General features: G+C 66.8%; 11 protein-coding genes. 5 read left to right on the top strand and 6 right to left on the bottom strand.

The annotated features are described in order from the left end of the window. Nucleotides 1-91: 91 nt before the first annotated feature. Nucleotides 92-724: a flavin reductase family protein gene (locus tag WKB25_RS14335; protein ID WP_340571338.1), complete on the top strand. Its 633-nt coding sequence runs from the start codon at nucleotides 92-94 to the stop codon at nucleotides 722-724. A 4-nt stretch (nucleotides 725-728) separates the two neighbouring features. Here the strand turns inward: WKB25_RS14335 and WKB25_RS14330 are convergent, their stop codons facing one another. The 6 genes from WKB25_RS14330 to grxC form a co-directional block, all read right to left on the bottom strand. Next, entirely contained in the window at nucleotides 729-1,490 is a 762-nt protein-coding gene (locus WKB25_RS14330; protein ID WP_340571337.1) for a sulfite exporter TauE/SafE family protein, read from the bottom strand. A gap of 26 nt (nucleotides 1,491-1,516) precedes the next feature. Further along, nucleotides 1,517-2,425 (bottom strand): LysR family transcriptional regulator, encoded by a 909-nt coding sequence (locus tag WKB25_RS14325; RefSeq protein ID WP_340571336.1) that lies wholly within the window; start codon nucleotides 2,423-2,425, stop codon nucleotides 1,517-1,519. Between the two features lie 53 nt (nucleotides 2,426-2,478). After that, on the bottom strand, nucleotides 2,479-3,222 hold the full coding sequence (locus tag WKB25_RS14320; RefSeq protein ID WP_340571335.1) for a cysteine hydrolase: 744 nt from the start codon (nucleotides 3,220-3,222) through the stop codon (nucleotides 2,479-2,481). 182 nt (nucleotides 3,223-3,404) lie between these two features. Next, entirely contained in the window at nucleotides 3,405-4,409 is a 1,005-nt protein-coding gene (locus WKB25_RS14315; protein WP_099819170.1) for an isocitrate dehydrogenase, read from the bottom strand. Between the two features lie 350 nt (nucleotides 4,410-4,759). After that, a complete protein-coding gene (locus WKB25_RS14310) occupies nucleotides 4,760-5,152 on the bottom strand; it encodes a carboxymuconolactone decarboxylase family protein (protein WP_340571333.1) in 393 nt (130 codons plus the stop codon). Continuing rightward, nucleotides 5,149-5,439, bottom strand: a complete 291-nt coding sequence (grxC, locus tag WKB25_RS14305) for a glutaredoxin 3 (protein WP_025878124.1) — start codon at nucleotides 5,437-5,439, stop codon at nucleotides 5,149-5,151. Before grxC ends, WKB25_RS14310 begins: the two co-directional genes overlap by 4 nt. Before the next feature lie 92 nt (nucleotides 5,440-5,531). Between grxC and WKB25_RS14300 the strand changes: the two genes are divergently transcribed. From WKB25_RS14300 to ppk1, 4 genes are all read left to right on the top strand, one after another. Then, nucleotides 5,532-7,232, top strand: coding sequence for a M48 family metalloprotease (locus WKB25_RS14300; RefSeq protein WP_340571331.1), 1,701 nt, complete (start codon nucleotides 5,532-5,534; stop codon nucleotides 7,230-7,232). A 116-nt stretch (nucleotides 7,233-7,348) separates the two neighbouring features. Continuing rightward, a complete protein-coding gene (phoB, locus tag WKB25_RS14295; RefSeq protein WP_089239076.1) occupies nucleotides 7,349-8,038 on the top strand; it encodes a phosphate regulon transcriptional regulator PhoB in 690 nt (229 codons plus the stop codon). A gap of 105 nt (nucleotides 8,039-8,143) precedes the next feature. Further along, the gene (phoR, locus tag WKB25_RS14290; protein ID WP_340571328.1) at nucleotides 8,144-9,475 is read left to right on the top strand and encodes a phosphate regulon sensor histidine kinase PhoR; all 1,332 of its coding nucleotides are present in this window, start codon (nucleotides 8,144-8,146) and stop codon (nucleotides 9,473-9,475) included. A 4-nt stretch (nucleotides 9,476-9,479) separates the two neighbouring features. Then, complete coding sequence (ppk1, locus tag WKB25_RS14285; RefSeq protein WP_099819168.1) at nucleotides 9,480-11,567, top strand: polyphosphate kinase 1; 2,088 nt, start codon at nucleotides 9,480-9,482, stop codon at nucleotides 11,565-11,567. Nucleotides 11,568-12,073: the final 506 nt, after the last annotated feature.

Genomic DNA, 12,073 nt, shown 5'->3' with positions numbered 1-12,073 from the left:
ATCCATGCTGTAAACGACAAGGCCGCGATCCGTCGGGATCGCGGCCTTTTTTGTAGCGTCGAGCACGCTCGCCTCCCCCGGAAACACACCCATGGCAGATACCATCCCTCCCCGCTTCCACAGCTATCGCCCGGCCGACGGCCATCGCCTGCCGCACGATCCGTTCAACGCCATCATCGGCCCGCGCCCCATCGGCTGGATCTCCAGTCGTGATGCCGACAGCAATGTGAACCTGGCGCCCTACAGCTTCTTCAACGCCTTCAACTACACGCCGCCGATCATTGGTTTCAGCAGCCAGGGGCGCAAGGACTCGCTGCGCAACATCGAAGCCACCGGCGAGTTCGTCTGGAACCTCGCCACATTCGATCTGGCCCAGGCAATGAACGAAAGCTGCCGCGCAGTCGCGCCCGAAGTGGACGAGTTCGCACTGGCGGGGCTGACACCGCTGGCCTCGGAGCAGGTTGCACCGCCGCGCGTGGCGCAGAGCCCGGTGAGCATGGAGTGCCGCTGCACGCAGATCGTACGCCTGCGCGACGCGACCGGTAACGACACCAATGGCTGGCTGGTACTGGGAGAAGTGGTCGCCGTGCATATCGATACGCGGCTGCTCGTCGACGGCATCTACGACACTGCAGCGAGCGACACCATCCTGCGCGGCGGCGGACCGGCCGACTATTTCCGGATCACCGCCGAGCAACGCTTCCGCATGCTGCGGCCCGCCTGAGCCCTCATCCCGCCACCCCACGGGACAGCAGCAACGGCAACGAAGAGGCCAGCATGGCAACGCCGGAGGCCGTCAACAGACCCAGCACGATCTGCCGGAAACGCGCTTCACTGATGCCGATATACAGCTTCGCCCCCAGCAGCGTTGGCACCAGCATTGCCGGCGCGACGATGGCAAAGTACGGCAGCATCTGCCGGGTCACCATGCCGGTACCGACATAGGTAGCCATGGTCACCGCCAGCATCGCCAGGTTGAAGTTCTGGATGACCGCGCGCTGCTCGTCCTTGCCGAAGCCACGCAACGTGCTCCACAGCGTCGGCACCGGCCCGGCGAAGCCACCGATGCCGCTGAACACACCGCCAGCCATGCCGGCCAGCGCGTCACCGAACCGACCGCCAACGGTGACCGGCGGCAACGAACGCGCCATCAGCATCACCGGGCACCACAGCGCCAGGAATCCTCCCAGCAGCGCCTTGAACCACACCATGTCCAGCTGTGGCAGCACCAGCACGCCCAGCGGAATGCCCGCCAACCCGCCGAGCACGAACGGCAGCAGCAGGCGCAGGTTGAAGCCACGGCGCACGGTGAACACCGCCAACAACTGGCCGACCAGCGCGCCGAACACCGACAGCGTCGCCGCAAGCCGGGGATCCAGCCCCCACGCCCAGAACGACATCGCGACCATGCCGAACGCGAATCCCGACAGGCCCTGCACGAACCCCGCGACGATCGCGCCCAGCGCGACCAGCAGATACACCGACTCCATCCCCATTCCTCACCACTGCCGTGCGATTACCCTGCCGCACCCGACGCTGCAGCGTAATGCGCGGCAAGATGATCGACCAGCGCGCGCACTTTCGGCGCCAGCGCACGCGCATGGGGATACAGCGCGAAATAGCAGCGCGTGCCACCGTGCCAGCTGGGCAGCACGCGGATCAACCGGCCGGCGCGCAGGTCTTCCTGCACCGTGAGCGCGGTGAACAGACTGATGCCCATGCCGGCCAGCACGGCCGCATACAGTGCCGGCGTAGCGTCCACGCGCAGTCGTTGGCCTGCTTCCACGCTGACGACGGCACCACGCGGCCCGTGCAGCTGCCACGGCGTCATCGCCGCAACCGGGTTGAATGCCAACAGCGTGTGGCTGTGCAGATCGGCCACCTGTCGAGGCAGTCCGTGCCGGGCGAGGTAGGCCGGTGCCGCAACCAGGATGCGCGGGCATCGCGCCAGTTCACGGGCGACCAGTTGGCTGTCAGGCAAGGACGGTGCGATGCGCAGGGCGAGATCGAAGCCACCGCCGACCACATCGACCAGCTGATCGTCGGCCGACAGTTCCAGTGCCACCTGCGGATAGCGCGCCAGGAAGCCAGGCAACCAATGCGGCAACTCCTGGCTGGCGACCACCTGCGGCACGCTGACCCGCACGCGCCCGCTGGGCTGGGCCTGGCCGGCCCGCGCGCGGTCATCGGCGGCCTCCAGCCGGTCAAGCAGCGCCACCGCCTCGCGGTAGTAGTCGCGCCCGGCCTCGGTCAGCGACAACCGCCGGCTGTTGCGATCCAGCAGCCGCACCTGCAGGTGCTCTTCAAGTTGACGCAGCTGCCGCGACATCGCCGAATGGGTGGTACCCACCCGCTCGGCGGCAGCGGTGAAACTGCCGGCCTCGACGATCACGCGCAGGGCTCGCAGGGCGGCGAAATGATCCATCGGCAGCGCGCTCCAGTGGGCGGGGCCCGCAAGCTGCGGACCCCGCCAGCTTATCAAGCGTCGTCGCCGGCCCTGCGCACCGGCAGCGCCAGGATCGCCGAGGTGGTCATGACCTCGCCAAAGGCATCCTCGATCTGTGCCAGCGACGCTTCATGCAACGCGCGATGGCCGATGGCCCCGCCATTGGCCAGATTCAGATCGCGGCTGGCAGAGGCATCGGAGGCCACGATCACCCGATAGCCGCGCGGCGCTGCAGCGGCATCGCGTGCAGCACCGGCAACGCAGGCATGGGTCTGCAGGCCGGTGACGATCAGGGTGTCGATACCGGCATCCTTCAGCGCCTTGTCCAATACCGCTGCCGAGGCACCGGCGAACACGCTGACGTTGTCCTTCTGCACCACAGTCTCGCCCTTGCGCGGCTGCATGTCACGGTGGAAGGCGGCATTGACGCTGCCCTCTGCGAACAGCTGCGCGCCGAGCGGCAACACGTGCTGGACATGGATCACGCGGATGCCGTTGGCATCGGCGAAGTCGACCACGCGGCGCGTCTGCCGCAGGGCCGCCATGCCATCGGGAATGACCATGCGACCGCCGGCGAAACCAGCTGCGGCCTTGGCATCGAAATACTCGTTCTGGAAGTCGATCACCAGCACGGCCGTCTTCGCTGCGTCGAGCGAGGTGGCAGCCGGGGCGCCGACCATATGTCGGATGGTGGGATGGGACGACTCGGCGGCGGCCGCCGGGGTGGTGGCCGCCATGCCGATCAGGCTGGCCAGGCCGAAAGCAGCGAGGTTCATGGTCAAGCTCCTGTGCGAGGGAAAGTCGGCACAGGATGAGGAGCATTGAACGCACGAACCAGCTGCATCGGAGCACATGATCTGTGCGAAACGCGCACAGATCAATTTTTGTGGAGGTGGTGAAACGCAACGGGGCGCCCGAAGGCGCCCCGCTGTGGATCCGACCGGGGTCGAGCCGCTGCTTACAGGCGGCTGGCGATCGCCTTGGCGAAGCCCATCGTGTTGCCGGTGCCGCCGAGGTCGCCGGTCAGCGAATCCTTGGCTTCCAGCGTGGCCACGATGGCCTTGCGCAGGCGCTCGGCATTTTCCGGCTGGCCGACATGGTCCAGCATCTGTGCCGCTGCCAGCAGCAGGGCGCACGGATTGGCCTTGCCTTGGCCGGCAATGTCCGGTGCGGTGCCGTGCACGGCTTCGAAGATCGCCGCGTCCTTGCCGATGTTGGCACCCGGGGCCAGGCCGAGGCCACCGACCAGACCGGCGCACAGGTCGGAAATGATGTCGCCGAACAGGTTGGTGGTGACGATGATGTCGAACTGTTCCGGACGCATCACCAGCTGCATGCAGGCGTTGTCGACGATCATTTCCTGGAACTCGATGTCCGGGTACTGCGCGGCGACTTCGCGCGCCACGGCCAGGAACAGGCCCGAGGTCGACTTGATGATGTTGGCCTTGTGCACGGCGGTGACCTTCTTGCGGCCGGTGCTCTTGGCCAGCTCGAAGGCGTAACGCACGATGCGCTCGGAGCCCTTGCGGGTGATGCGCGTGCCGGAGAAGGCGGTCTCGCCGTCGGCCGACACTTCCTGGCCTTCGGCCAGGTACGCACCTTCGGTGTTCTCACGAACGGTGATCAGGTCGACGTTCTCGAAACGCGACTTGGTGTTCGGGAAGGTGTGGGCCGGACGCACATTGGCGTACAGGTCGAAGTGGCGGCGCAGGCTGACGTTGATCGAGGTGAAGCCACCACCGACCGGCGTGGTCAGCGGGCTCTTCAGCGCGACCTTGTTGCGCGCGATCGATTCCAGGGTCACCGCCGGCATCAGATCGCCGTGCTTCTCCAGGGCCACCAGGCCGGCGTCGGCGTCTTCGTACTCCAGGCCAGTCTTGAGCTGGTCGAGCACGAACAGGGTGGCGTCCATGATTTCCGGGCCAATGCCGTCGCCGCGGATGACCGTAATTTTCTGCGTCATTGATCGATGTTCCGAACAGGGGGAAAAACGCCGTCCGGACGTGCCCGGAAACGCCGGCGCAAAGGAAGTTTCACCCGCAATTATGCCTTACCCGGCTCGGAGACCCCAAATAGGCAATTAGTCCGAGCCGGGTAAGGCAGAATTGCCCGCGCATCCCACCTTATCCCCACGCCTTCGGCGCGCCCCCTTGAACAACAAGGGGGCTCCTGGGCTGTTGGGTTGCGGGAAAGGCCCGGCGCATGCCCGGGTAATGCCGGCCGCTGGCCGGCAACCTCTGCCAATTCGGGTCCACTGGATGCCGGCCAGCGGCCGGCATTACCAGAGAGCCTGGTTCGCGGTAGCGGCCGGGCTCAGTGCTCGTGCGCGGCCGGGGCGGCGGCGCCACCTTCCAGCTGGTCGAGGAAGTCCACGGCGCGGCGCAGGTGCGGGATCACGATCGAGCCGCCGACCACCAGGCCGACCGAGAAGGTCTCGAAGAACTCTTCACGGGTAACGCCGACGTCCTTGCACTGGGCCACGTGGTAGCTGATGCAGTCGTCGCAGCGCAGCACCATCGAGGCCACCAGGCCCAGCAGCTCCTTGGTCTTCACGTCCAGCGCGCCGGCCTGGTAGGTCTGCGTGTCCAGCGCGAAGAAGCGGCGCACCACCTGGTTCGGCTCGCCCAGGATGCGTTCATTCATGCGCTTGCGGAAATCGGTGAACTCGGCGATCCGGTCCTTGCTGGCGTCGTCGGCCGCGCTCATGCCTGGCCCTGCCCGGCCAGCAGCGGCTCGAGCTTGCCTTCACGGTGCAGGGCCATCATGTCGTCGTAGCCGCCCACGTGGACGTCGCCCACGAAGATCTGCGGCACGCTGGTACGGCGGGTCTTGGCCATCATCTTCTCGCGCTCGACCGGGTCCAGGTCGATGCGGACCTCGGTCCATTGCTGGCCCTTGCTCTTGAGGAAGTTCTTGGCGGCCACGCAGTACGGGCAGACGGCGGTGGAATAGATGGTGATGGCGGGGGTAGCGCCGGCGGACTGGGCTGTCACGGGAAACTCCACGATGGATCGACGGTCCATATATGGTACCGGTGCGCTGGAATTTCCACGCCACGCCCGCAACACTGTGGATTGATTAACGAATGGTTGCCCCCTGCCCTGCCACGCTGGGCAGACTCTGCCCGAGGACCGACCGCTTGCGACCCCTGCTGCTCACCGCTGCCCTGACCCTGGCCCTGGCCGCCCCGCTGGCGCAGGCCCAGGAGAAGCTGCCGGACATCGGCTCCTCGGCGGGCGAACTGCTGACCCCGGCCCGCCAGGCCGAGTACGGCGCGATGATGCTGCGCGAGCTGCGCAACTACGGCTACCTGCTGGACGATCCACTGGTCAACGACTGGCTGCAGACCATGGGCACCCGCCTCGGTTCCAACAGCGACCAGCCACGCCAGCCCTACACTTTCTTCGTGATGAAGGACCGCCAGATCAACGCCTTCGCCACCCTCGGCGGCTACATCGGCGTCAATGCCGGCCTGGTGCTGACGGCCGAGCGCGAGGACGAAGTGGCGGCGGTGCTGTCGCACGAAATCGCCCACGTCACCCAGCAGCACGTGCTGCGCGGGGTCGAGCGCGCCCAGCGCGACCAGATCCCGATCCTGCTCGGCATGCTGGCGGCGGTGGTTGCCGCCCAGGCCAGCAACAGCTCCTCCTCGGGCAACGCCACAATGGCAGCAATCAGCTCGGGCATGGGCCTGATGCAGCAACGGCAGATCGACTACACCCGTTCCAATGAATCGGAGGCCGACCGGCTGGGCATCCGCACGCTGTCGCGCAGCGGCTACGACGTGGACGCGATGGCCGGCTTCTTCGAGCGCATGTCCTCGGCGATGCGCGGCAACGACGGCGGTTACAGCGTTCCCGACTTCCTGCGCACCCACCCGGTCAACACCACCCGCATCAGCGAGGCCAAGGCCCGCGCCGAACAGATGAAGAAGGACACGGTGCTGCTGACCACGCGCACGCCCAGCGGCGAGCGCAGGGAACGGGTGGATCCGACCGACCCGACCCTGGGCGATCCGCTGCTGCGCGGCATCAACCCGCTGTTGCCCGGCAGCGTGCTGCGGGTGCCGATCGGCCAGCTCAGCCGCGGCGCCAGTGGTGATTTCAACTGGGCCCGCGAACGCCTGCGCGTACTCAGCGCCGACAGCCCGGCTGAACTGCAGCGCGAGTACGCCGATCTTGCGCGGCGGCAGAAGGACGGCCTGGACGACGCCCAGCGTTACGGCCAGGCCCTGGCCAGCATGCGCGGCGGCCGTAGCGGTGCCAGCGAGGCCCGGCAGACGTTGACCGAGCTGCTGAAAACCCACCCGGACAGCCTCTGGGTCGCCTTGGCCCTGGCCGAGGCGGAATCGCGCACCGGCCAATCCACCCAGGCCAATGCGCGCTTCGAGCAACTGCTGCACGAGCACCCCAACAGCCGGCCGGTGGCGCTGACCTATGCCGAAATCCTGAATGAGCAGGGCGGCCAGGCTGCAGGGCAGCGCGCACAGGCGATGCTGCGTCCGCTGCTGTCGCAAAGCGGTAACGATCCGGTCTTCCAGCAGCGCTACGCCCGCGCCAGTGAACTGGCCGGCGATAGTGTCCGCGCCAGCGAGGCCTATGCCGAGGCAGCGTTCCTGGGCGGGCGCCCGGAACAGGCCCTGATGCAGCTGCAGGCACTCAAGCGCAACCCCGCCCTGGACTACGTCGGCCGGGCCCGCGTGGATGCGCGGATCGAATCGATCACGCCCACCGTGCTCGAGCTGCGCCGGCAGGGTATACAGGACCCGGACCTGGACCGCCGCTGAGCACGGCATGACCGGCAGATGGCAGCAATGCCAGATGCCGGCCAGGCAGTCACAAACATGTCATCAAACCGTAGTCTACTGGCACCACTTCAGTAACTGAGCCCTACGGTGCCATCGTGCAGAAACGCATCCTGATCGTCGATGACGAGCCCGCGATCCGCGAAATGGTCGCCTTCGCCCTTCGCAAGGGCGATTACGAACCTGTCCACGCCGGTGACGCCCGTGAGGCCCAGACCGCCATCGCCGACCGCGTCCCCGACCTGATCCTGCTGGACTGGATGCTGCCCGGCACCAGCGGCCTGGACCTGGCCCGGCGCTGGCGCAAGGAAACCCTGACCCGCGAAGTGCCGATCATCATGCTGACCGCACGCGGCGAAGAGAATGACCGCGTCGGCGGCCTCGAAGCCGGTGTGGACGACTACGTGGTCAAGCCGTTCTCGGCGCGCGAACTGCTGGCCCGTATCCGTGCGGTCATGCGCCGCGCCCGCGACGATGACGAGGACGGCAGCGTAGCGGTCGGCTCGATCCGCATCGATGGCGCCGCCCATCGCGTGTTCGCCAACGACCAGCCGGTGCCGATCGGCCCGACCGAATACCGCCTGCTGCACTTCTTCATGACCCACCCCGAGCGCGTGTATACCCGTGCGCAGCTGCTGGACCATGTGTGGGGCGGCAGCGTGTATGTGGAAGAACGCACCATCGACGTGCATATCCGCCGCCTGCGCAAGACGCTGGAACCGTTCAACGCCGAGAACATGGTGCAGACCGTGCGCGGCGCCGGTTACCGCTTCTCCACCGCAACCTGAGCCTCGTCGTGCCGACGCCTTGCACCCCACGGTGCCGGCGTCGGCAACTCTGCTATAACCCTCGGTTCACCTGCGTGAACCGCCGCAACCCACGACGAGACCGCAATGCCCCGCCACATCCGCTCTGCCTGGTTGAAGACACTGGCCACCGTGGCCACCGTGTTGCTGTTGGCCGGTCTGGTCGGATGGTTCACTGGCCACCTGTGGCTGTGCATCGCGCTGGCGGCACTGGCGACGCTGGTCTGGCACTACTGGCGGCTGCGCCGCGTGCTGCGCCGGCTGACCGCGCGCCAGCGCTGGGACACCGCCGCCGAGGGCACCGGCGTCTGGAACGAACTGGACCGCCTGCTGTACCGCAACCAGGTCGAGATGCGCGTGCGCAAGCGGCGCCTGCTGGACATGCTGCGCAGCTATCGCGCCGCCGCCGCCGCGCTGCCCGACGCCGTGGTGGTGCTGGACCGCAACAGCCAGCGCGTGCAGTGGTTCAACGAAGCGGCCACGGCGCTGCTCGGCCTGCACCATCCCGGCGATCTGGGTGAGGCCCTGGTCGAACGCCTGCAGCCGATGCCGCTTGCCCACTGGCTGGCCGGTGGCCGCAACGCCGAACCGATCCTGGACGTGGCTTCGCCGGTCGATCCTGCGATCCGCCTGAACCTGCGCCTGATTCCCTATTCGTCCGACTACTGGCTGCTGATCGCCCGCGACGTCAGCAAGCTGCTGCGCCTGGAACAGGTACGCCGCGACTTCGTGGCCAACGTTTCACATGAGCTGCGCACCCCGCTCACCGTGGTCCACGGCTACCTGGACATGATGGACCCGGAGGATTTCCCGGGAACCGGACCGATGCTGGATGAAATGCGCAAGCAGAGCCAGCGCATGGCCCAGTTGGTGGAGGACCTGCTGACCCTGTCGCGGCTGGAATCGCAGGAACACAGCGAGGCCGAGACGGTGGCGATGCAGCCCATGCTGGCCACCCTGCGCCGCGAAGCCGAAGCGCACAGCCAGGGCCGGCACCAGATCAGCATCGACGACCTGGCCGGCGTGGACCTGCAGGGCTCGACCAAGGAACTGCACAGCGCCTTCTCCAACTTGGTCACCAACGCGGTGCGCTACACCCCGGCCGGTGGCCGCATCGCGGTGGAGTTCCGCCGCGAGGGCGACGGCGTGGTGCTGGCGGTGCGTGACACCGGCTACGGTATTCCCGCCACGCACCTGCCGCGGCTGACCGAACGTTTCTACCGTGTCTCCAGCAGCCGTTCGCGCGAAAGCGGCGGCACCGGCCTGGGCCTGTCGATCGTCAAGCACATCCTTGGTCTGCACCACGCACGCCTGGAAATCGACAGCGAGGTCGGCAAGGGCTCGGTGTTCGCCTGCCATTTCGATGCCGACCACGTGCGACCGCGTGAGTCCGCCCCCCTGACCTCCTTCGAAGAATGACGCCATGAGCAGCCTCGGATCCCTCCCCCTCCCCGTGAGCACGGACAGCGATCCGTTGCGCGACCCGGCGCTGTACATCAACCGCGAACTGTCGCAGCTGGATTTCAACTTCCGCGTGCTGGCGCAGGCGATGGACCCGCAGGTGCCGCTGCTGGAGCGCCTGCGCTTCATGTGCATCTCCTGCACCAACCTGGATGAATTCTTCGAAATCCGTGCCGCTGCGGTCCGCCATGCGCAGGAGTTCGGCCTGCCGCCGGCCCCGGACGGCATGAGCCCGCAGGCCATTCTCAATGCCATCCACGAACGCGCCGCCGAGCTGGTGGACCAGCAGTACCGCTGCTGGAACCAGACGCTGCGTCCGGCGCTGATGGAGGCCGGCATCGGCGTGCTCGGCCGCAACTCCTGGACCCACCGCCAGAAGCGCTGGCTGCGTGCCTACTTCCGCAACGAGATCATGCCGGTGCTGTCGCCGCTGGGCCTGGATCCGGTGCATCCGTTCCCGAAGATCCTCAACAAGTCGCTGAACATCGTGGTGGTGCTGAAGGGCACCGATGCGTTCGGCCGCAGCGGCCACCTGGCCATCGTGCGCGCACCGCGTTCGCTGCCGCGGATCATCCAGCTGCCGGAAAAACTCGGCGGCCCGCAGAACTTCGTGTTCCTGTCCTCGGTGCTGTCCACCTTCGTGGACGAGTTGTTCCCGGGCCTGGAAGTGCTGGGCGCCTATCAGTTCCGTGTCACCCGCAACTCCGAGCTGGTGGTGGACGAGGAGGAAGTGGAAAACCTGGCGCTGGCCCTGCGCGACGAGCTGGTGGACCGTGGCTACCGTCCTGCGGTGCGCCTGGAAATCGCCCACGACATGCCGCGCGACATCGTGCGCACCCTGCTGCAGAACTTCGGCCTGACCGAGAACGCGGTGTACCGCATCGATGGACCGGTCAATCTCAACCGCATCATCCAGCTGTACGACCTGATCGCGCAGCCGGACCTGAAGTATCCGCCGATGACCCCGCGCACCCTGCGCGACAGCGACGGCATCTTCGAGACCACCGCGCGCAAGGATCTGCTGCTGCACCACCCCTTCGACGCGTTCGCTGCAGTGCTGGACCTGATCCGCCAGGCCGCGCTGGATCCGAACGTGCTGGCGATCAAGCAGACCCTGTACCGCACCGGCAAGGACTCCTTGATCGTCGATGCCCTGATCCAGGCGGCACGTGCCGGCAAGGACGTGACCGTAGTGGTCGAACTGCGCGCGCGGTTCGATGAAGAAGCCAACCTCGGCCTGGCCGATCGGCTGCAGGAAGCCGGCGTGCAGGTGGTGTACGGCGTGGTCGGCTACAAGACCCACGCCAAGATGCTGCTGATCGTGCGCCGCGAAGGCCGCAAGCTGCGCCGCTACGTGCACCTGGGCACCGGCAACTACCACAGCGGCACCGCCCGCGCGTACACCGACCTGAGCCTGATCACCGCCGATGCCGACATCGGCAACGACGTGCACCTGCTGTTCCAGCAGTTGTCCGGGCTGGCCTCGAAGATGAAGCTCAAGCGCCTGTTGCAGTCGCCCTTCACCCTGCACACCGGGATCCTGGCGAGGATCGAGCGCGAGACGCGCATCGCTGCCGCCGGGCGACCGGCGCGGATCATCGCCAAGATGAACGCCCTCAACGAAGCGCAGGTGATCCGTGCGCTGTACGCCGCCTCGCAGGCGGGGGTGCAGATCGACCTGATCATCCGTGGCGCCTGTACCTTGCGCCCTGGCGTACCCGGCGTGTCGGACAACATCCGCGTGCGCTCGATCGTCGGCCGCTTCCTGGAACACAGCCGGGTCTACTGGTTCGGCAACGACGGCGCACCGGAGCTGTACTGTGCCAGCGCCGACTGGCTGGAACGCAACCTGCTGCGGCGGGTGGAAACCTGCTTCCCGATCCTCGACCCGGAACTGGCCAAGCGGGTCTATCGCGAGGTGCTGCAGAACTACCTGGACGACAACCTCAACGCCTGGGAGCTGGATGCCGAGGGCATCTACCACAAGCGCGCCCCGGCCCACGACGAAGCCCCGCATTCGGCACAGATGGCGTTGATGCAGGGACTCTGACCTGGTAGGTGCCGACCTTGGTCGGCACGTTTGGATTCATCCACGCATGGCGTGGATCTACCGTGTCGACCAAGGTCGACACCTACCAACAGCCGCGGCGACCTGTCGAAGGTCGACAGATGCAGGGTCTTTGATCCGGTAGGTGCCGACCTTGGTCGGCACGTTTGGATGCATCCACGCATGGCGTGGATCTACCGTGTCGACCAAGGTCGACACCTACCAAGAGCAGGCCATGCCATTCCGGCAGATCGCGGAAAACTGTCGAAGGCAGGGTGGGTCCGGTTGCCGGGGGGACTCTGACCCGGCAGGTGCCGACCTTGGTCGGCGCGTTTGGATTCATCCACGCATGGCGTGGATCTACTGTGTCGACCAAGGTCGACACCCACCAGGGGCAGGCAATGCCATTCCGACAGATCGCGGAGACCTGTCGAAGGCGGGGTGGGTCCGGTTGCGGGGGTGTCCGCGGCATGGATGCCGCGGCCAAGCTTACAAGGACGTACTTGCAG

Source organism: Stenotrophomonas sp. G106K1 (assembly GCF_037969685.1).
GTDB lineage: Bacteria > Pseudomonadota > Gammaproteobacteria > Xanthomonadales > Xanthomonadaceae > Stenotrophomonas > Stenotrophomonas lactitubi.
The sequence above is the reverse complement of the archived record's forward strand: the minus strand, read 5'-3'. Positions and strand labels throughout refer to the sequence as shown.